Below are 22,950 nucleotides of genomic sequence, written 5' to 3' on the forward strand. Positions count from 1 at the left end.
TAAATTTATATAAAAAAATAAAACCTTAAGGATTTATAAATGAAATTATCTAGGATATGTCCAATTTGTGGAGCTAAAAATTATGAGATATTATATGAGTTAAAATTGGCAAAGTCTTATCAAGAAAAAATTTTAGAAAATTCTTATATAGTTTTTTGCAATAAGTGTGGTTTTATATTTGATAATAATGATTATAATCAATATGATTATAATGAACATTATGCCTCTATAAAAACATCATCAACAGCTTCAGCTGGTACAGGTGGGAATAGAATAACAGATATTCAGAGATATGATTTTCAAATAGATATTATTGAAAAATTTATACAAAATAAAGATATTTATATATTAGATATAGGTTGTGCAAAGGGAGGATTATTAAATCGTTTTAGAGAAAGAGGATATAATAAAATTTATGGTATAGAACCGGAAAGAAATTGCCATTCCATATTGCATAAAAAAAATATCATTTCAAATATAGGTACTATTTTTGATATAGAAAAATTTGGTAAAACTTTTGATGTTATAATGGTTTCTCAAGTATTGGAACATATATGGGATTTAAAATTAGCTAAAAATATATTAAAAAATTGTTTAAGTAAAAATGGGTTGTTATATGTAGAAGTTCCAAATTTGGAATATTATTCGAAATATTTTTATAAACCTTTTTATTATTTTAATTTTGAGCATATAAATCATTTTTCAAAAAATACTTTAAATATGTTATTTGATAATTTTGATATTCTTGATACAAATTCTTCATATTTTTATATGCCTAATAATCAAAAATATCCTATTTTATATTCAGTATTTAAAAATAATGAAAATAATTCTTTAGAAATAGTTAAAGATAATAATGGAATAAAGTTAGTAAAAGAATATATACAAAAATCATATGAAATAGAAAATAATTTTAAATTGGATATAGATAATAATTATCCTGTATTACTATATGGATTAGGATATTATGGAAGACGTATATTAATGAATGATAAAATATTTAATAATATAGATATAGTTGGTGTTATAGATAGAAATCCAACTTTTAAAGGATTTTATATAAAAATATTTAATGGTAAAGAAATACCTGTTTATACTGTAGAAAATGAAAATATTGATTTTTTAAAAAAATATAATTACAATGTGAATATAATTATATCTTCTCCAATATTTGAAAATGAAATAAGAGACTTCTTATTAAAATCTAATAAAATTAATGGTAGAATAATAATAATATAAGGAATATAATGTTTAATAGTATAATATTTGATGATGTTAAATTAATTTTTCATGAATTAAAAAATATATCAGATTTATCCAAATTATATAAGTCTAGTATATTAATTACTGGAGGTACTGGTTTATTTGGAAAGTCTATACTAAATTTTTTATTCTATGCCAGGAAGTATTATAATTTTGATATTACTATATTAACTAGAAATAAATATAGTTTTTTATTTAATTATCCTCAATATAATACAGATTTTATTCATTTTATAAATGGGGATATTAGATATTTTAATTGTGATAAAGAATATGATTATATAATTCATGCTGCCACGCCTGCTTCAGAAAAGTTAGAAAAAGAAAATCCATCAGAAATGTACTCTGTAATATTAGATGGTACTAAAAATATTATTAATATTGCTAGTAAAATGAATATTAAAAAATTGTTGTTTACTAGTTCTGGAGCTGTTTATGGTGAGCAATATGAATCTATAAAGTCATTTAAAGAAACATATCATGGTTACCCTACGACATTTTATGGTAAAGCCAAACAAATGTCTGAACAATTATTTTTAGAATCAGGTATTAATGTTAGTATAGCTAGATGTTTTGCATTTGTCGGACCATATTTAAATTTAAATATACATTTTGCTATTGGTAATTTTATTAGAGATATCATTCAAAATAAAAATATAATAATAAAAGGTGATGGAAGACCTTTAAGGAGTTATTTATATACAGCAGATTTAGTAATATGGCTTTTGTCAATATTGTTAAATTCAAATGATAAAAGTATATATAATGTTGGTTCTTCTAATGAAATATCTATATATGATTTAGCAAAAAAGATTTCTAATTCTATTAATAATTATAATGGAAATATAGAAGTATTAACAAAACCTAACTATAGCTACCCTACTCCTAAATATATACCAAATAATTCTAAAATTATCGAAGAATTAAAAGTAAAAGAAAATTATACTTTAGAAGAATCTATAAATAGAACTATAAAATGGAATTTATCTATTGGAGTAAAAAATGAATAACTGTCCATTAGTTTCAGTACTTATAACTACTTATAATAGAAAAGAATTACTGAAAAGAGCCATAAAGAGTGTGTTAAATCAGACATATAAGAATATAGAAATATATGTTTCAGATAATGCCTCAACGGATGGTACTTTTGATTTTATGCAAGAATTTTCAAAGAGTGATAAAAGAATTATTTATTCTAGGAGAGATAGAAACATTGGTGGACTATATAATGGTTCTGAAGCGTATACTCATTTAAAAGGTAAATATGCCGTTATTTTATGCGATGATGATTATTTTTTAAGCAATACTTTTTTTGAAAATGCGGTAAAAGCAATGGAAGAAAACGAAAATATTGTTATTGTTAGAGGTATTGTAAAATGTTTTAATGAAAATAATAACAATATTTTTATAGATGTATATAATTCTAAAGAATACATAAAAGGTATTGATTATCTTTTAAATTATGCTAATCATGAAGGATATGATAATATAACATCATTTTTTGCTATGTTTAAGAAATCTGCCTCTGATAAAACTGAAGTGTTTCAAAGAGCATTACCTTCTACTGATACTTGGTTATGGTTATATTTATTTTTGTATGGAGATGTTTACTTTTTATCCAATGAAATTATAGGCTGTTATGTTGAACATAATTTAGGTCAGGATAAATATAACATAGATACAATTTCAAATATAGATTATATGAATGAATTAATAATAGATTTGAAAAATAAGGCTAAGACTTTATATCCTGATTATAAAAATGAAATAGATATTAAAATTGAAATAATATTTTCTAATATATTAATTTGGCATACAGCACAACTTAGTAAACTTGTTGGTAAGAAAAAAGCATTTAAGATAATGAAATCAAAAGAGATAATAAAAAAATATCCTAGAATAAAATCTAAAATATTTGGTTCATTAAGTTTTTCTGTTCCATTTAAGTTTATTTTTTTAGGTATAGAAATAAATGAAAAACTTATTCAATTCTTTTTTTTAGGTATAAAGATAAATATTAAAAGGAGATAATATGTATAATAAAAATCCTAAAAAACCTTTATTGTCTGTAGTAATTCCAACTTATAATAGAAAAGATATGCTTAAAGAAGCAGTAGATAGTGTATTGCAACAAGATTATGATAATATTCAAATAATAATATCAGATAATGCTTCAACAGATGGTACAGATATTCTTATGCAAGAATATCAATCTTTATATGATAATATAATATATATAAAAAGAGAAAAAAATTTAGGACCTAAAATTAATGGATATAAAGCCTATGAAGATTATGCACAAGGAAAATATATATTTTTTCTATGTGATGATGATTATTTAATGGGTAATACATTCTTTTCTAATGCTGTTGAAGTGTTTGAAACTAATCCTAATGTTACAATAGTAACGGGTCATGTACAGATGTATTTTGAAGAATATGATAAATATTATACTATACCATATAATAATGAAAGTCTAATAAAAGGTATAGACTATTTTATAAACCAATCAAGTATGACATTAGGTGGAAAGTATCCGGAAATTATAAGTTTATTTTTTTTAGTAAAAAAAGAGGATCTTGATAGAAATCCTATATTTAAATGGTTTACAGATAGTGCTGATGTGGCAATAAAATTATATAATACTTCATTGGGAGATATATATTTTTTAAATGAGTTTATGGGCTGTTATAGACTTCATAAAGGTATAAGAGAAACATCCAATTTAGATAATTTAGATAAACCTATTATTTCAGCATTAAAACTCATAGATGCACTTATAGAAAGATATACAGAGTTGTATCCTGATCAAAAAGAATTTTGGAAAGAATATATCCCTATAAAGTTAGCAGACTGGTATATAAGGGATAGAATTGTTAAATCATTTGGTACTAAAACAACTAAAAAAGAAATAAAAAGATTTTTAAACAATAGTGAACTAAAAAAATTAAATCCAAAGGTTTATAAATATATATATAATTTATTTATAAGAAGTAATTTTAGAATTTCAATTTCTCCTTTTTCATATGAACATGTTGCAGGTCAATACGTTTATTTAGTAATATTTAGAATTGTATTTTATAATTTAGATTCTGCTCTATTTGGATTTGTGAAAAGTGCTCATGAATTAAAAATTTGGTTTCTATTTTTTAATTTAAAAATAAAAATTATGGCAAAATCTTATTATAAAATTCCAAAACTATATGCGTATGCAAATAAAGATATAAAAAAAACTGACAAGTTATCTAATATTTTTTATGATTTACAAAAATATTCTGATAATCAAATAACTTCTTATGATAATATTAATGATTTAATTGCTAATACTAATATATCTAAAAATGAAGCTATAACAAAAATGAATACTAAAAATACAAGGAGTAAAAATGATAAAAGAATTTCAGCCTGATGATATAGTAAAAAGTTGTCCATATATTGAAGCAGGTGTATGGTTTAACATAAGAGGAATGGCTTGCTGTTGTTTATCAACATACACATCACCTGAACTTGTAACATCTGATGAAATAAATTCTGATAATCTTACTTATGAATTATTAGTTCAAAGAAGAAAAGAATTATTTGAAGCAGTTAATGGTCTAAGAGATTTAGATACTAAATCATGTAAAAAATGTTTACAGTTGATTGAGAAAAAATATAAAGATGTTAATTTTGAATATTTAGGCGGAGTCCATAAAGGCTCATCTTTTAATATTCAACATTTTACAAGCTGTAATTTAAGATGTACTTATTGTGCTTATACAATATCAAATAATTTTGTAAAACCTCAATATGATATATTAAAAATAATGGAATTGTATAGGGAAAAAGGTAAGTTATTGGGTAATAATTGGATAGATTTTAATGGAGGAGAACCTTCTTTATTAGAAAATTTTGATGAAATACTATCATATTTAATAGATAATAATCTTGGTACAATAGTTTTATATTCTAATGCTGTTAAATATAGTGATGGAATACTAAATGCATTAAAAAATGATAATGTAATGTTAGTTACTTCTATAGATTCTGGTACTGTTAGTAGTTATAAAAATATCCATGGAGGAAATGCTTTTCATAAAGTTTTTAATAATTTAATTAAATATAAAAGCAGTGGAACTAAAAATATACAATTAAAATATATTGTTACAGATAAAAATATGAATGATGATGATATATATGGTTTTTTATTGTTTGTTTTAAATATACAGCCTGGAAGTGTTATGATCAGTATAGATTTTAATGTTGTAAATGTTAATATGTCTATTGAATATGCCAAAACTATGGCTAAAATATGGTATCTTTTAGAAAAATATGGAAATATAACTCCTATATTATTTTCAGATAATAGTGGAGGAGATCCTATATTTGTACAATTATCTAAAGATATAAGGCAAGAATTTAAAAAATTAAAAGAACAAGATGATTATGTTGTTAATGAAACTAATATTATTAACATTAATAATACTTTATATGCAAATGAATATTTTGCTGGCAAAGAAAATGCTGATTTAATAGATTGTCAGAGAAAATTTTATAATATAAAACAAGATTTTGATACTTATAAAAGTAAGATGGAAGAAAATATTAATAGGTTAGTTTGGTGGATACCTATAAGAAAATGGCGTGATAATTTTAGAAATCAAATGTTAAATAAAGACCAGACCAGACCAGACCAGACCAGACCAGACCAGACCAGACCAGACCAGACCAGACCAGACTGATATGTAAAGAGCACATATATACTAATAACAATAATATTATAATAATAAATAATAAATTACAACCTATGTTGCAATATAAAATTGCAGCATAGGTTTTTTTGTTGCATAAAATATAGGAGAAATTTAAATATGAAAATGAAAACATGTAATTGGTTAGATAGTAATTTATGGGGAGGAATTTTACTAATTAATGGAAATTGTTGCTATGCTTGCTGTATAAAACCTAATTATAATATATTTGATGATAATAGAAAAGTAAAATTAAAAGATATTAATGTAAAAGAATTACAAGAAGCTAGATATAAATTAGTACAAGATATAAATAGTGGAATAAGAAATGAATGTGATAACTGTGAATTTCTTGTGGAAAGAGATTCTTCAGAAATTAATGTTGGTGCTTTGTCTTATTTATCAATAGCTAATTTTAAAACTTGTAATTTACGATGTAAATATTGTTATTATACACACGAAGAATTAGGAGAAAAACTAATAGAAGAAGATAGTTATGTACTTCCTATTTTAAAAAATTTTTATGATTCTGGTGCTATAAAAAAAGATGGTTTTTGTTTGGGTTTAGCAGGTGGAGAACCACTTCTTATAAAAGACTTAATAGATTGTGTTAGATTCATGTCTAAAAATTTAACTAATTCTTCTTTAAATCTACAATCCAATTCCACTATAACTAATGCAGTATCAAAAATTGTAGAAGAATTTAAAAATATAACAGGGGTATATAAATTTTTGTATACATCAATAGATGCTGGAACAGAAGAAGCTTATACTAAAATTAGAGGCAATAATTTATACAAAAATTTGATCAATAATTTAACTTTATATGCTGAAAACTCAACATTTGATGAAATGGATTTAAAATATATATTACTGGAAGATAATGAAAGGGATATGAATAATTTATCTGAAGAAAATGTAATAGGTTTTTGTAAAATTATTCAACTTATTAAAAATAAAAATAAAAATAAAACCACTGTCACTTTAGATAAGGATTTAAGAACTAATGGAACAAAAATTAGTAATGATATGCTTAAAGCCGCAGGTACCATATATTATATATGTACAGATATATTAAAAGTGGATGTTAATTTTGTTGGTGGTGGACTAATTTATAATTCTACTGTAGAAATTGAAAATATAGAAAATATTAAAACATATAAAGACAGAATAGAAAATAAGAATAAATATATTAATATTTTTATTACAGAAAAAGAAAAAAAAGTAAAATTAATAAATAAATTGGCTTGGTGGATACCTATAAAAAAATGGCGTAATGATTTTAGAAATAAAATGTTAAATAATATTAAATAAATTAAGGAGAAAAGAAAAATGAAAGAATTTCAGCCAGATGATATAGTAAAAAGTTGCATATATATGGAAACAGGAGTATGGTTTAATATAAGAGGAATAGGATGTTGTTGTTTGGGAGTTTATGCCTCTCCTGAAATTATAACAGCAGAAGAAATGAATTCTGGTAATGTAACATATGATTTAGTTGTTCAAAGGAGAAAAGAACTTTTTGAGGCAGTAAATGGTTTAAGAGATCAATATACTAGATCTTGTAAAAATTGTATATCATTAGTAGAGAAAAAATATAAAGATGTAAATTTTGAATATCTTGGCGGTTCTAGACTTCCTTCTTCATTTAATATACAACATTATTCTTATTGTAATTTAAGATGTAATTACTGTTCTTATACTAAGGATAATACATTTTTTAAATCAAAATATAATATCATAGATTATTTGGAACTTTTTAGAGAAAAAGGAAAATTATTGGGAAATAATTGGATAGATTTTAATGGAGGAGAACCTTCACTATTAGAAAATTTTGATGAGATATTATCATATTTGATTGATAATAATCTTGGAACTATAGCTTTATATTCCAATAGTGTTAAATATAGTGAGAAAATATTTCAAGCCCTTAAAGATAATAAAATATTACTATCTACTTCAGTAGATGCTGGTACAGTAAGTACATATAAAAATATACATGGGGCTAATGTATACACAAGAGTAGTAGATAATTTGATAAAATATAAAAGTAGTGGTACAAATCATCTAGATATTAAATATATAATAACGGATGAGAATATGAATGATGATGATTTATACGGATTTTTATTTTTAATTGCTGCTATAAGACCCAATAGCATTACAATAAGCATTAACTTTTTTTATGGTGAAACAGAAGTTGATATTAAATATGCAGAGTTTTCTGCTAAACTATATTGTTTAATATTAAAATATACTGGTATAATTCCAATATTATTTTCTGAAAATAGTCCTGGAGATCCAAAGTATGTTAAGTTTTCTAAAGATATAAGAAATGAAATTAATAAATTCATAAAAAAGTATGGTGACAGCCAAGATTATAATCTTATTAGAATACATAATACGATAATACCAGAACAAAATATTAATGTTCAAAATGAATTATATAATTGTAAAGATAAATTATCTAAAATAGAAGAAAATATTAATAAACTAGCTTGGTGGATACCTATAAGAAAATGGCGTGATAATTTTAGAAATAAAATGCTTAATAATAATAGATCATAAAATAAATATAATTACTCTTGATATTTACTTTATATATGGTATAATAAACATATATTAATAATATCGGAGTAATATATGAAAAATGTAGTTTTTATTACAGGAGGTAATAGAGGGATAGGTTTAGAATTATGTAAAAAATTTGCTATAGAATATAATTTCAAAGTTTATATGGGAGCTAGAGATTTAAATAAAGCTAAAGAAGCTATTAAATATTTAAGCTCTCCAAGTAATATTATACCAATAGAAATAGATGTTGAATTTGAGAAGTCAATAGAAGAAGCTTATCAAGAATATTTAAAAATAAAAGATAAAGATGAAAAAATATATATTTTTATTAACAATGCTGGTATTAGATTAGATTGGTTTCCTCCAAATGAACATATTAAAACTTTAGATTTAAAATCAGATGATATAATAAGAATGTATAAAGTAAATACTATTGCGAGTATTTTAACAACTAAATATTTTATAAATGAAATTGAGAAAGGTGGAAGAATTGTAAATGTATCTTCTGGTAATTCAGAATTTTGGCAGCCTTATACAGAAGAAGATGTAAATGTTGGATATGCTAGTTCTAAAGTTGCACTTAATATGATTACAAAAAAATTGAGTGGAGCTGTAAAAGATAGAAATATATTTGTAAATTGTGTTTGTCCTGGTTGGTGTAAAACTGATATGGGATCTGAATTTGCTCCAACAACAGCAGAAGATGGGGCTAATTCCATTATACAAGCATGTTTTTTAAATGAAGAAAATCCTCCTACTGGTAAATATTTTAGATATGGAGAGATAATACCTATAGATGTATACCCTACTTTTAATAATAATGAAGGTGTATATATGCAACAATTAGAAAAAATAAAAGAAAATATTAATAAATTAGCTTGGTGGATACCTATAAGGAAATGGCGAGATAATTTTAGAAATAAAATGTTAAATACAGACCAGACCAGACCAGACCAGACCAGACCAGACCAGACCAGACCAGACCCTAGTATGTAGAGAATACATATATAATGATAACAATAATATTATAATAATAAATAATAAATTACAAGCTGCATTAGATATTGCAGCTTAATTTATTATTGACAAATTAATATTTTAGATTATAATATCAAAAATATATTTTTAAGTATCTTATGACAAGACAAGACAAGACAAGACAAGACAAGACAAGACAAGACAAGACAAGACAAGACAAGACAAGACAAGACAAGACAAGACACTCTCGTATAGCGTATATATATTCTTATAATAATTTAAAATATAAAATAAAAAATACAACCTATGCAGCAATATTAAATTTCTGCATAGGTTTTTTATTGCATAATTTTTTATAGAGGTAATACTATGGGATTTTTTTACAATAAATATGATGATGGTATATATAGAGTAAGAAATATTTGTGGTATAAAAATAACTACAAAGCCTTTAGAAAATAGAATAAATATGTTATTGTCTCAAATAAATGAGGTTAAAGCAAAAATTGATAATATAGATATAAGGACAATAAATACTGATGTAAGGTCTATTAATATAGAAAATCAATCTAATAATATACCATATTTTTATAGAGATATAAAAGTAAAATTGAATCATATTGCTTCAACTGAATACAATTATGATAGAAACATATTCAATAATATTAATCCACCATATATTTCAATAATAGTACCTATATATGATATAGGTAAAGACTATTTGGTAAATTGTTTAGATAGTTTAGTTCATCAAACATTAAAAGAAATAGAAATCATATTAGTTAATGATTGTTCTCCTAATGAAGAAGATGATTTAATATGCAAAGAATATGCTTTAAAAGATAAAAGAATAAAATATATAAAACATAAAGAAAATAAAGGACCTGGCGGAGCTAGAATGACTGGATTAAAGGAATCTAAAGGATATTCCATAGGTTTTGTTGATCCTGATGATACAGTTGCTTTAAATGCTTATGAAATAGCTGTTTCAAGAATGCTTATAAATAATACAGATATAGTATGTTTTAGCTTTTATTGGATAGAAAATGATGAAATAACAGATATGCATATAAATATACCGCAATTTTTATATGGAAATAATATATTGCATTTATTATCTATAGAAAAAATGCATGGACCTTTATGGGATAAAATTTATAAAAAAGAATTAATAGATAAATTTAAATTTGATTTGTTTATTGATAAAAATAAGCTTGATGATATGATAGCTATTATAAAAATATTTAGTATTGCTAATATTTATGAATATATACCTATACCTCTGTATTTTCATAATAGAAGATCAATATCTATAACTAATGATATTGATAAAAAATATATTTTTGATGATAGAAAGTTTTCAATAGAAAATATATTTAATTATTTTAGAAATAATTTTCTATTAAAAGAGAAAGAAATTGAAATGAATAATTATATAGTAACATTATATAGATTATGTTATATTTTTATAGATATGAAATTTTATAAAACTAAACAAACAGAAAATGATATTAATATTTATAAGACTCAAAGAGAATTATTAAAACAATTAATTATAGATAATATAAAAGATGGATATATAAGTGAAGAGATTTTTTTAGATATATGTGATAAAAGAAATTTATGGTATATAAGAGATTTGTATTATAATTAATAAAGGAAAAAAAATGGATAATAAGACTATAGATCATATAGTATGGTGGATACCAATAAAAAGTTTGAGAAATTTTACAAGAGAATATTTATTAGAGTTACATAATCTAAAAAAATGTAGTAATAATGATGAAACATCTATCAATTCTAATCTAATAACAGAAGCTATAAAGCGAAGTGTGGAATTAACTACTGACAATCTTGATTATGATTATATTAAAAGTATTTTTAAAAAAAATGTTACTTGGGTTGAAATAGGAATATCATCTTTTTGTAATAGAAAATGTTGGTTTTGTCCAAATTCATTTATAGATAGATTTAGTAAAAATATAATATTAGAAGAAAAATTATTTATAAAAGTATTATCTGAACTTCAGGAAATTGATTACTCAAATAGAATATATTTACATAGATATAATGAACCATTATATGATAAAGATTTATTGATAAAAAGAATAAAACAAGTAAGGGAATATTTACCAAATTGCAATATAACTCTTTTTTCCAATGGAGATTATTTAACATTAGATTACTTAGAATTACTAAATAAATGTGGTGTTAATAATATGATAATCACATATTATTATAATTATAATGATAAAAATATTCCATTTGATATAGATAATATAATTCATCCTGGTATGCTAAAATTATTAAGTAAATTAAAGTTAGAATATCAAGTAGTTATAAAGAATGATTCATATTATCAAGTAGATTGTAGCTATAAAAATATATATATAAATTATAGGGCAGTAGATTTTATAAGACATGCTACAGATAGGGGGCAATTATTAAAAGATAGTGTAAATATTATTAACAATAATGGTTTATGTTTTATGCCTAATTTTCATTTAGCTGTAGATTATGATGGTAATTACACTTTATGCTGTAATATAAGAAGTGATGTAAGAAAGCATGAAAATTATATTTTGGGTAATATAAAAGATTCTACAATATTTGATATTTTTATGGGTAGAAAAATGATAAATTTTAGAAAAAAATTAATGGTTGAAGCAAAAAGAATAGAAATATGCTCAACTTGTTCAGATCCAAGAACTTGGGAAAATTTATTTTGACTATAAAAGGATAAAAAATGGATAATAAAACTATAGATAACATAGTATGGTGGATACCTTTTAAAAAATTAAGAAATTCTTTAAGAGAATATTTATTAGAAATTAATAATTTTAATGATAAGTTGTTGGAAATAAATAATAAAATTAATATACTAGAAAGTAGTGTATATAACAACTATGTGGATTTATATACAAAAATGAAAAGACTGACTCCACAGTCACATATTAATTTTGTTGAGATACATTTGGCAGAACATTGTAATTTAAATTGTTATAGTTGTGATCATTTTTCTCAATTAGCAAAAGAAGAGTATTATGACATAGAAATATTTGAAAATGATATTAGAAGATTATATGAATTAACTAATGGCTTAATAAATAGATTTCAGCTTATGGGTGGAGAGCCTTTGCTAAATAAAAATTGCAAAGGTTATTTTTACATAATAAGAAAATATTTTAAAAATAGTTCAATATGGTTAATAACTAATGGTATTTTACTTCCAAAACAAGATGAAAGTTTTTGGATATATTGTAAAGAAAACAATGTAGAAATACATCCAACAAAATATCCAATTAATATAAATTGGGAAAATATATTAGAATTATGTAATAAATATGGTATAATTCTATCTTTTTATAATGATACTAATATTCAAAAAGAAAGTTACAAAGCTGTTTTAAATATTGAAGGAAAATCCGATCCATTTAATAATTTTATTAATTGTTTTATAGCAAACAATTGTTTATTTTTAAATCATGGAAAATTATTTTCTTGCGGATTAGTTTCAAATATAAGACATTTTAATGACTATTTCAATAAAAATTTAGAGGTTACAGAGCATGATTATATAGATATATATAAAGCTAAAGACTATAATGAAATATTACAGTTTTTAGCAAAACCTATGCCTTTTTGTAGATATTGTGATATAACTAAATGGCATAGTATTGGAAAATGGGAAACATCAAAAAGAAATATTGAAGAATATATAGACTAAACATATACATCAGTTCCATTTTTTATATAATACTTTTTTATTATCAATTAAAACTATAATCTGAAAACTTGTGATATTTGACTTTTTATATTAAAATAGACGAATGTACTTTTATATAAGAGATTGGAGCATTATAAAATGAAAAATATAAAAGAAAAATTAAGGCAACTTATAAAAGAACAGTATTTAATAATAGATGGAGCCACAGGTACAGAACTTCAAAAAAAAGAAATTAAAAAAGAGTCTTGGATTATAAACGGCAATAATGTAGAAGGCTGTAATGAAATATTAAATATAACAGCACCATATATAATGAAAGAAATACATACGGATTATTTAAATGCCAATGCCAATATAATAAAGACTAATAGTTTTGGGGCTATACCTTGGGTATTAAGTGAATATCATATTGCAGATAAAACTTATGAATTAGCTAAAAAAGCTGCATTAATAGCTAATGAAGCTAGAGAAGAATATTTAAAAAATCCTAATTCTAAAGGTGATTTGAACAGAGATATATTTATTGCCGGCAGTTTAGGTCCGGGAGTAAAACTTCCTAGCCTTGGACAGATTACTTTCGATGAAATGTATAATGGATACATCGAAGCTGCAAGAGGATTAATAGACGGAGGAGTTGATATTATACTTCTTGAGACAGCTCAAGATGTACTGCAGTTAAAGTCAGCTATAATTGCAGTTAATGATACAGCAGAAAAATTGAATAAAGAAATACCAATAATGGTTTCTGTAACAATAGAAAAAGAAGGTACTATGCTTTTGGGTACTGATATAGAAACAGCATATACTATACTTTCTAATTTGGATATATTTTCTATAGGTATGAACTGCGGAACAGGTCCGGACATGGCATCAAGACATATAAAAAAACTTTCAGAAATATCATGTCTTCCTATATCAATACATACAAATGCAGGACTTCCAGAAAATAGAAACGGAAAAGCATATTATAGTATGACACCTGAAGAATTTGCAGATATTAATAGTAAGTTTTTTGAATTAGACGGACTTTCATTCATAGGAGGCTGCTGCGGTACTACCCCACTCCATATAAAGGCATTATCCGATAAAGTAAAAGGAATAAAACCTAAAAAAACAGCATTAGAAAAACCAAGAGCTTATATAGCAAGTTTATTTAATACTGTAAGCATAAAACAAAATCCTGCTCCTTTAATGATTGGAGAAAGAAGTAATGCTACAGGAAGTAAAATATTTAGAGAGCTTATGATTGCAGGTGATATGGACGGTATGCTTGATGTAGGAATAAAACAAGTAAAAGCCGGAAGCCATGCTATAGATGTTAATGCTGCTTGGGCTGGACGAGACGAAGTAGAAGATATTACAAAAATTATTTCATCTTATGTTAAACAAATTTCGCTGCCATTAGTTATTGATGCTATAAAACCTAATGTTATAGAGGCGGCTTTAAAAGTATATGGAGGAAAACCTATAATAAACTCTGCTAATATGGAACAGGGAGAAGAAAAATTTGATGCAATATGTTCTCTTGCCAAAAAATACGGGGCTTCTATTATGCTTCTTACAATAGATGAAAAGTCAATGGCTTTCACATGCGAAGATAAATTGAAAATGGCTGAGAGAATGTATGAAAGAGCGGTTAATGTTCACAAAATACTTCCTCATGATATAATATTTGACCCTCTTACATTTACACTTGCAAGCGGTGATGAAAAAAGTTTTTTAGCAGGAGTTCAAACTCTTAATGCTATAAAAGAGTTATCAAAAAAATATCCTGAATGTTCTATAAGTTTGGGAGTATCTAATATATCTTTCGGGCTTAAAGAAGAAGCTAGAAAAATAATGAACTCTGTATTTTTATATGAAGCTATTAATCATGGACTTACTACTGCAATAGTTAATGTAGCTCAGATACTTCCTTTATCAAAAATAGATGAAAAAGAAATAGAATTAGCAAGAGAATTAATATATAATAAAAGCAACAGTAAAGAGCCTCTTATAAATTATATAAATCATTTCTCTGACAAAAAGGAAAAGAAAGAATTAAACAATGAAGAAAATATAAAAAAGCCTATAAGAGAAGCCATAAGAGATGCTATGCTTGACGGCGAATGGAAAGATATGCAGGTTCTGCTTAATGAAGTAAAAGAAAACAGTGAAGAGTTCGGAGGAGAAAAATTATTTGCTCAGGCTATAATAGATGAAATACTTCTTCCTACTATGGCTGATATCGGAGTAAAATTCGGAGAAGGCACTATACAGCTTCCTTTTGTTTTAGGTTCTGCAGAAGTTATGAAAAAGAGTGTTGACTTTTTATCAGAATTTTTGGAGAAAAAGAAACAGGAGAAAACAGCTAAAATAATACTTGGTACTGTGGCAGGCGATGTACATGATGTAGGTAAAAACCTAGTTGAAATCATTATAAAAAATAATGGATTTGAAACTGTTAATATTGGTACTAAAGTATCTATAGAAAAATTTTTAGAAGCCTATCATGAACATAATGCAGATTGTATAGGTATGTCTGGGCTTTTGGTAAAATCTACTGAAGTTATGAAAGATAATTTGGCATACATTAGAGATAAAGGATTAAAGATACCAATTCTGCTTGGAGGAGCTGCTTTAACTAAAGATTTTGTTGAAAATATTTGCAAAAAAGTTTATGGAGATACTGCTAAAATATTTTACTGTAAAGACGGTTTTGATGATATATTAGCAATAAAAGAAATAATAGCTGACAGAGACAAAGAAAAATAAAAGTTAGCCGAAGCCAGCTAGTGAGTTACTCTATAGCTTATTACAGGCTGAGACGATAAATTAGCAATAAAAATAAAAAAAGCGAGAACGAGCCTTCAAGCAAATTTATTTGCTTGAAACTATAAGGCGGGTTCGACCGACTAGGCAAAATAACAAGAGTGAGCCGAAGCCAGTTGGTGAGTAAACTCACTAGCTTATTACAGGCTTAGGCTAGCAATAAACAAAGGTGAGAACGAACCTTCAAGCAAATTTATTTGCTTGAAACTATAAGGCGAGTTCGACCGACTAGGAAAAATAACAAGAGTTAGCCGAAGCCAGCTAGTGAGTTTACTCACTAGCTTATTACAGGCTGAGGCGAACATAACAATAATAAGGAAGAATTATGCCAGAAATAAATCACAAAAATCATGAACATTATATGAATAAACCTCCTTTCTATGGAAGAAAAGTTTTTGAGTTTAATAAAGAAATAGAAAAAGAAGCATTTGATATGATTAATAAAGTTAGGCTTTTTAGAGTGGGTTTCGGATATTCTGCTAGAAATCAGGATATGGAAAAATATAATGAGATGATTAAAACAAAAGTAGAACCTAAATACGAAGAGATGAAAAATAATATTATAGAAAATAATTTAATCGAACCTGTAATGATTTACGGATTTTATAAGACGGTTACGGAAAATGATAAACTTTATATATATGATGTTGAAAATAATGAATTAAAAAATGAAAAAATAGAAATACCTTTAGAGCGTATGGAAAAAGAGCCCTATAACTCTATAGTTGATTTCTTTGATAAAGAAGAAGATACTATAGGCTTTACTCTTGTAAGTCTTGGTACTAAATTTCATGAATTTTTAAAAGGACTTTATGATAATGATGATTATAAAGACTATTATTTTTATAATGCAATAGGAACAAATATCATAGAAAATTATGTTGATATACTTCAAACTAATATGGATAATTTACTCAATTTAAAAAATAAAGGCAAAAGAAAACATGTAGGCTGCAGGTACTCTTTCGGTTATAAAGCATTAACTAATATGTACGGCAACAGAATAATTTTTGATAAATTAAGACCAGAGGAGTTCGGTATTACACTTACAGAAAGCTATATGGTAGAACCAGAAATAAGTACAGCTGCTATAGTTTCATTTTGTGAGGATTCTTATTATTTTGCTAATTAATAGTAATTTAATTTTTAAATATTTTTAAGAAGCTCAACAACAAAATCATAATTATTCATACTCATTATATGCATTTTTTTATGTTTTTTAATCATGCTGTTAAATAGGTTAGTTGATAATTCTACTGCAGCTTTTTTCTCTTCTTCAGGGGATTTATCACTAGCCTCTTTTAATTTATTAAGCCAGATTTCAGGTATATAAGCACCAGGAAGTTTATAATATATAAAATAAGCAGTTTTATAAGTTAATACAGGAAAAAATCCAGGCACTAGTATAGGCTTTTCTTTTAAAGGAAGTTCATCTATCCACTTTAAGAAAAGTTCTAATCTTTCAGCTTCATATATAGGCTGAGTAAATATAGCTTTAACTCCTGAATTTGCTTTTTTAGCAAGTCTTAATTTCAATGTATCATTATTTTTAGCATAACTGTTTATTACACAAAACGGATATATATGTTTCAATGGCTCTTTAAAATTAAACTCTCCTAAACTTTTTCCTTTATTTAAATCATTGATTATATTTATTAATAATTGAGAATTACCTTCAAATACCGCTTTTGCCTGTTTTTGATTACCATTAGCTATAGCATCTCCTGTAACTGCAAGTACCATTCTTATATCAAAATAATTTGCACCTATTAAATCATTTTGTATAGCTATAGAGTTTCTGTCTCTCATAGTTTGAGTTGTTATGAATGGTTTGTTATTATTCAATCTTTGCTGCAATTGCAATGCTGCTAGTATTGAAGATATCTTTAAATTAGCAAATGGAGAATCCGTTACAACAAATCCATCTATATAATTTGATATGTCTGCCCTATTTATTTTTTCTTCTATGTATCCTAAATCGTATTTTGCCTGAGGCGATATTTCTAATGTGAATGTATATTTATCTTTGTTTTCTAGTTTTTTTATAAAGTTTTCTACATCGTTATTCATCATATATATCCTAAATATTATGTTAATATCCTACTAGAAAAACAAAAAAAGTCAAATAAAAAATCATATTGAAATAATATAAAAAAGTTATATATTATTAAAAATTATGATTTTTAGGATATATTATGAATGTATGTGATGATGCGGCATTAAAAGAAACTGAAAGACAAAACAAAAAATTTAAAGAATTAACAGAATCAAAAATTGAATTTTTAGTTATAAAAATGGGTATCCCAACAATTATAAGCATGCTTACAACATCATTTTATAATATGGCAGACACTTTTTTTGTGAGTAAGGTAAATACTCAGTCAACAGCTGCAGTTGGAATAGTATTTTCAATGATGGCAATAATACAGGCCATAGGATTTTTTTTCGGACATGGTTCAGGCAATTATATATCAATCAAATTAGGTGCTAAGGAAACAGATGAGGCTTCAAAGATGGCGGCAACAGGGTTCTTATCTGCTATGATAGTAGGGTTTATGATACTTATACTAGGTATCATATTTATTAAGCCTTTAGCATATTTATTAGGCTCTACAGAAACTATACTTCCATATTCTATAAGTTATATGAAATATATTCTTATAGGGGCTCCTTATATGACAGCCTCTTTAGTTCTTAATAATCAATTAAGACTTCAGGGCAATGCTTTGTTTGCTATGATAGGTTTGATAACAGGTGCGATTTTAAATATAATATTAGATCCTATTTTAATATTTCATTTTTCTATGGGTGTAAAAGGTGCAGCTATAGGTACTATAATAAGTCAGTTTGTAGGTTTCTGTATACTTTTAATAGGTACTAATGTATGGGGTACTTTGCCTATAAAATTAAAAGACTTCTCCCCTAGCCTTCAAAAATATAAGGCGATTATAGTAGGCGGACTTCCAAGTCTTTGCAGGCAGAGTATATCAAGTTTTTCAACTGCATTTTTAAATATATCTGCTGCTGCATTTGGAGATGCTGCCATAGCTGCTATGTCTATAGTGAATAGGATTGCTATGTTTGCTAATTCGGCTATTATAGGTTTTGGTCAGGGTTTTCAGCCTGTATGCGGATTTAATTATGGTGCTAAAAAATACGACAGAGTTATAAAGGCTTTTTATTTCTGTGTAAAAATATCAACTCTTGTTCTTTTTGTACTAGCATTTATAATATTTATTAATTCAGCACAAATAGTACATTTATTTAATGATAAAGATGAGGCATTACTTGATACTGCATACATGGCACTTCGTTATCAGGCATTTAGTCTTCCTTTATGGGGATTTATAACATTATCCAGCATGATGCTTCAAACAACTAGAAAAACTATAAGAGCTTCTATATTGGCTGTAGCTAAGCAAGGAATATTTTTTATACCTATTATTTATATATTTCCTAAATTTTTTGGCTTAATTGGAATAGAAATAGCTCAGCCTTTTTCGGATTTACTAACATTTATATTGGCAATACCTCTTGGATATAGTATTATAAAAGAAATGAAATCAGAATTGAAATAAATTTAACATAATATATTTGTTAAATTAATACTTGCAGTTTTCTATTATAAGTATATAATGTATGATATGGAAATAAAAGATTCTACAAGAAGTGCTTTAGTTAGAAAAGGTAATGAGCTTTTTAATCAGAAAGATATAGAAGGTGCTTACAGATGTTATCTTACAGCTTCTTATTATGGAGGCATAGAAAAAGTTGCAGATTATTATAATTTTGAAAAGAAAAACATAATAAAGGCTATGCAGCTTTATAAGTTTATCATGAAAGAAGACTCTAATCTTGGAGGAAATGTAAGAGCTAAACAGAAATTAGATAAATTGGCAGAATCTGTGGCTAAAGTGCTTAGAAAATGGCTGAAAGAAGATGAAACTTTTAATGCTAATAATAAAAATGATAAATTGGAATTAGATAGTAAAAATGCAGCTCTGCCAAATAATTATAAAAAAAATACTTTAGAAGATATTTTAAAAGCAAAAGAAAATATAGATTCTAAAAGTAATAATTCACAAGTTAATAATAAAACTGTAAATTCTGACTTCTACTCTAAAAGTGCCAATATAAAAAAACCTGTATTTGAACAAATATATACAAATAAACAAAACAAAAAATAAATATTATAATTAGGAGTTACCTATGGAAAAAAATGTAGTTGAAATTGAGAATGCTCTTGCTTCATTATCATCTAAGTTTTCAAAAAATGATACATTGGTGATAATCTTAGCTGCTGGTCATGGTAAAAGAATAAGAAGTTCCACATCTAAAATGCTTCATACTATATGGGGAGTTCCTAGTATAGAAAGAGTTAGACTTGCTGTAAAAAATGGTATGCCTAAGAGTAATATTACAATAGTTGTTGGAATAAAAGCTCTTGATGTTGCCAATGCTGTTGGAAAACAGGCTAATACAAATTTTGCTTATCAGGAAGAGCAAAGAGGTACAGGGCATGCAGTAAAAATTGGACTTGATAAGAGTGATTTAAAGAATATAAAATACTGTTATGTTATATATGCTGATATGGGACTTATTGACTCTGAAACTATGAAGGAGTTCCATGAAGAATTTTTGAAATCTAAAACTGATATGATAGTTATGACTGCTAAATATGACGGGCCTAAGGGAAGCAACTATTATGGAAGAATACTTAGAAGCAGAGGTCTTACCTACGATGGTAAAAAAACTAAATACAGACAGGGTTCTCAAGGCAATGTTATAGGAGTTATTGAATATAAAGATATACTTGCAATGAGAGATGATGAAAAACTGTATAAAGTTTATAAAGATGAAAAATTCTCTTATGAAAAAGATGAACTATTAGATAACTTTAACGAATATGTTGCAGGCATTTACGGATTTAAAATGAAGCCTTTAGAAGAGCTTATACAAAAATTAGAATCTAATAATGCTCAAAATGAATTATATCTTACTGATTTAATAGAGATTTTTGTAAATAATAATTTGTCTATATCTACTTATATGCCTAAAGACAGCAGAGTTGTTTTAGGATTTAATGATAAAACTGTTCTTAAAGAGATGGAATCCATAGCCAGATCTAATGTTTATAATAAACTTAAAAATATAATTACTATATATGATGGAGAGGACTTTTTTATAGATGATACTGTAGTAGAACAGATACTTGAGAGAGATAAAGATGAAAAACCTTTAGATATATATGTAGGAAAAGGTGCTTATATAGGAAAGAATGTTACGCTCAATTATGGTGTTACTATATCACATGGTGCTAAAATAGAGGGAAATGTGCATTTAGGAGAAAATGCGTACATTGGAGATAATGTTCTTTTATCATGTTTGGAAAATCAGAGACTTATATTAGATGATAATGTTAAAATATATTCAGGCAATCAGATTAAGGGTAATGTATATATTGGAAAGAATACTACATTGGAGAGAGGGGTTAATGTTACAGGAAGCGATAATCACCCTGTGAATATAGGCTCTAATGTTCTTATTAAAGGTGTTAGTTATCTTTACGGTTCTATTGTTGATGATAATGCATATATAGAACATTGTATATTCTATTATTCTCATATAAAATCATTACTTGACGATAAAGGAAATATTATAAAATGCAGATTTATAAGACCTAAAGAAGAAGGAATTGAAGCTGTAAGTAAAATAGAAGATGTTAAAAAATCTAAAAAGAAATAGTGCATTCATTGTATTAATTATTTTCATAATATTATTTACAAGTTTAAATGCACAATATCAGAAAGAAATAAAAAAAGATGCTCCTCCTCTTACAGAGCATTATGTAAGAATGAGTGGCTTTGAATCTTTATATACTTGGTCTGTAGCCTCTTTAAGGGAAGAGCCTTATATCAGCGAATTATTTATAGATGGATATAACAATGTACATTTTGCATATTATGATAATATTCTAAATACAGCGGTATATGTTACAGGAAAAGATGGTAATTTCACAAGAACTATATTAGATAATAACAGAGAACTTGGTAATTTTATAAGTATAGCATTAAATAATAGAAATGTACATGTATCATATAATAAAGCAAATAAAATATTATATGCTAATAATAATTCTGGTACTTTCAATAATTATACTATGGATATAAGGCAAAATAGAAAGATCAATGATTTAAAACTAGTTATGTCTGCATTCAATTATCCTACATTATTTTTTGTAGACAATAGAGGTATATTATCTGTATCTAGGTTTTATAGAGATAATTTCTTTTCGGATTTTATTTATACTAATAAAATAGTTGATAGTGTTTATCCTGTTGCAGAAAAAGACGGATATGCACTTTATATGCATGAATATCAAACAGGCAATATATTATATGGTTCTAGGAAAACTAATACAGCTTTTCAATTTTTTGATAATATGGCAATAGTAACTAATTCTAGTATTTATTCGGTTTCTTATGAAGAGCATAATAGATTTAATATAGTTTATCTCACAAGAGATAATCCTAATACCATTAATTATACCAGATTTTATGATGGAGTATTCACTAATGGAATAATAGTTTCTGAAGATGAAAATATAATTTCATTAGATTCCACATTGGATTATGCTGCACAAATAATGGTTTTATATACAAAAGAGAATGGAAATAAATATTTATTTATGGATAATAGAGTAATAGATTTATCAGTTTTAGGAACAAGTATAGGTAATGTAAGATTGAAATCGGCACAATATCCATATTTTTATATATTATATTATAATAATATATTTAATGAACTTAGAATTACAAAGATTAATATAAGTGATATTGAAAAATTAAAATAAACCGATAATTGATTT

Annotated in this window: 18 protein-coding genes; 17 read left to right on the top strand and 1 reads right to left on the bottom strand. The window is 25.4% G+C overall.

Going from position 1 to position 22,950, the window contains the following annotated elements:
* The first annotated feature begins 39 nt into the window (after positions 1-39).
* The 13 genes from BFL38_RS01690 (at position 40) to BFL38_RS01750 (ending at position 17,214) form a co-directional block, all read left to right on the top strand.
* Positions 40-1,239: a class I SAM-dependent methyltransferase gene (locus tag BFL38_RS01690; RefSeq protein ID WP_069725435.1), complete on the top strand. Its 1,200-nt coding sequence runs from the start codon at positions 40-42 to the stop codon at positions 1,237-1,239.
* A gap of 8 nt (positions 1,240-1,247) precedes the next feature.
* The gene (locus BFL38_RS01695; RefSeq protein WP_069725436.1) at positions 1,248-2,273 is read left to right on the top strand and encodes an NAD-dependent epimerase/dehydratase family protein; all 1,026 of its coding nucleotides are present in this window, start codon (positions 1,248-1,250) and stop codon (positions 2,271-2,273) included.
* Positions 2,266-3,294: a glycosyltransferase family 2 protein gene (locus tag BFL38_RS01700; RefSeq protein WP_069725437.1), complete on the top strand. Its 1,029-nt coding sequence runs from the start codon at positions 2,266-2,268 to the stop codon at positions 3,292-3,294. The genes BFL38_RS01695 and BFL38_RS01700 overlap by 8 nt, the downstream gene beginning before the upstream one ends.
* A gap of 1 nt (position 3,295) precedes the next feature.
* A complete protein-coding gene (locus BFL38_RS01705) occupies positions 3,296-4,672 on the top strand; it encodes a glycosyltransferase family A protein (protein ID WP_069725438.1) in 1,377 nt (458 codons plus the stop codon).
* Complete coding sequence (locus BFL38_RS01710; RefSeq protein WP_069725439.1) at positions 4,650-5,984, top strand: radical SAM protein; 1,335 nt, start codon at positions 4,650-4,652, stop codon at positions 5,982-5,984. The genes BFL38_RS01705 and BFL38_RS01710 overlap by 23 nt, the downstream gene beginning before the upstream one ends.
* Positions 5,985-6,113: 129 nt before the next feature.
* Complete coding sequence (locus BFL38_RS01715) at positions 6,114-7,307, top strand: radical SAM family protein (RefSeq protein WP_069725440.1); 1,194 nt, start codon at positions 6,114-6,116, stop codon at positions 7,305-7,307.
* 18 nt (positions 7,308-7,325) lie between these two features.
* On the top strand, positions 7,326-8,561 hold the full coding sequence (locus tag BFL38_RS01720) for a radical SAM protein (RefSeq protein ID WP_069725441.1): 1,236 nt from the start codon (positions 7,326-7,328) through the stop codon (positions 8,559-8,561).
* 75 nt (positions 8,562-8,636) lie between these two features.
* Positions 8,637-9,563: an SDR family NAD(P)-dependent oxidoreductase gene (locus tag BFL38_RS01725; protein ID WP_069725442.1), complete on the top strand. Its 927-nt coding sequence runs from the start codon at positions 8,637-8,639 to the stop codon at positions 9,561-9,563.
* Positions 9,564-9,914: 351 nt separating this feature from the next.
* Positions 9,915-11,198, top strand: coding sequence for a glycosyltransferase family 2 protein (locus BFL38_RS01730; RefSeq protein WP_069725443.1), 1,284 nt, complete (start codon positions 9,915-9,917; stop codon positions 11,196-11,198).
* A 13-nt stretch (positions 11,199-11,211) separates the two neighbouring features.
* The gene (locus BFL38_RS01735) at positions 11,212-12,273 is read left to right on the top strand and encodes a radical SAM/SPASM domain-containing protein (RefSeq protein WP_069725444.1); all 1,062 of its coding nucleotides are present in this window, start codon (positions 11,212-11,214) and stop codon (positions 12,271-12,273) included.
* A 17-nt stretch (positions 12,274-12,290) separates the two neighbouring features.
* A complete protein-coding gene (locus BFL38_RS01740) occupies positions 12,291-13,271 on the top strand; it encodes a radical SAM family protein (protein WP_069725445.1) in 981 nt (326 codons plus the stop codon).
* Between the two features lie 138 nt (positions 13,272-13,409).
* A complete protein-coding gene (locus tag BFL38_RS01745) occupies positions 13,410-16,025 on the top strand; it encodes a homocysteine S-methyltransferase family protein (RefSeq protein ID WP_069725446.1) in 2,616 nt (871 codons plus the stop codon).
* Positions 16,026-16,407: 382 nt separating this feature from the next.
* Positions 16,408-17,214 carry a vitamin B12 dependent-methionine synthase activation domain-containing protein gene (locus tag BFL38_RS01750; RefSeq protein WP_069725447.1) on the top strand — a complete coding sequence of 269 codons (807 nt, stop codon included), beginning with the start codon at positions 16,408-16,410 and terminating at the stop codon, positions 17,212-17,214.
* Positions 17,215-17,228: 14 nt separating this feature from the next.
* On the opposite strand, the gene BFL38_RS01755 is transcribed toward BFL38_RS01750, so the two are convergent.
* A complete protein-coding gene (locus tag BFL38_RS01755; RefSeq protein WP_069725448.1) occupies positions 17,229-18,152 on the bottom strand; it encodes a methylenetetrahydrofolate reductase in 924 nt (307 codons plus the stop codon).
* Between the two features lie 125 nt (positions 18,153-18,277).
* Between BFL38_RS01755 and BFL38_RS01760 the strand changes: the two genes are divergently transcribed.
* The 4 genes from BFL38_RS01760 (at position 18,278) to BFL38_RS01775 (ending at position 22,935) form a co-directional block, all read left to right on the top strand.
* Positions 18,278-19,660 (top strand): MATE family efflux transporter, encoded by a 1,383-nt coding sequence (locus tag BFL38_RS01760; RefSeq protein WP_069725449.1) that lies wholly within the window; start codon positions 18,278-18,280, stop codon positions 19,658-19,660.
* A 66-nt stretch (positions 19,661-19,726) separates the two neighbouring features.
* Positions 19,727-20,269, top strand: coding sequence for a hypothetical protein (locus tag BFL38_RS01765; RefSeq protein WP_069725676.1), 543 nt, complete (start codon positions 19,727-19,729; stop codon positions 20,267-20,269).
* A gap of 22 nt (positions 20,270-20,291) precedes the next feature.
* The gene (locus BFL38_RS01770) at positions 20,292-21,827 is read left to right on the top strand and encodes an NTP transferase domain-containing protein (protein ID WP_069725450.1); all 1,536 of its coding nucleotides are present in this window, start codon (positions 20,292-20,294) and stop codon (positions 21,825-21,827) included.
* Positions 21,802-22,935: a hypothetical protein gene (locus BFL38_RS01775; RefSeq protein WP_069725451.1), complete on the top strand. Its 1,134-nt coding sequence runs from the start codon at positions 21,802-21,804 to the stop codon at positions 22,933-22,935. Before BFL38_RS01770 ends, BFL38_RS01775 begins: the two co-directional genes overlap by 26 nt.
* Positions 22,936-22,950 lie beyond the last annotated feature (15 nt).

It is taken from the genome of Brachyspira hampsonii (genome assembly GCF_001746205.1).
GTDB lineage: Bacteria > Spirochaetota > Brachyspiria > Brachyspirales > Brachyspiraceae > Brachyspira > Brachyspira hampsonii_B.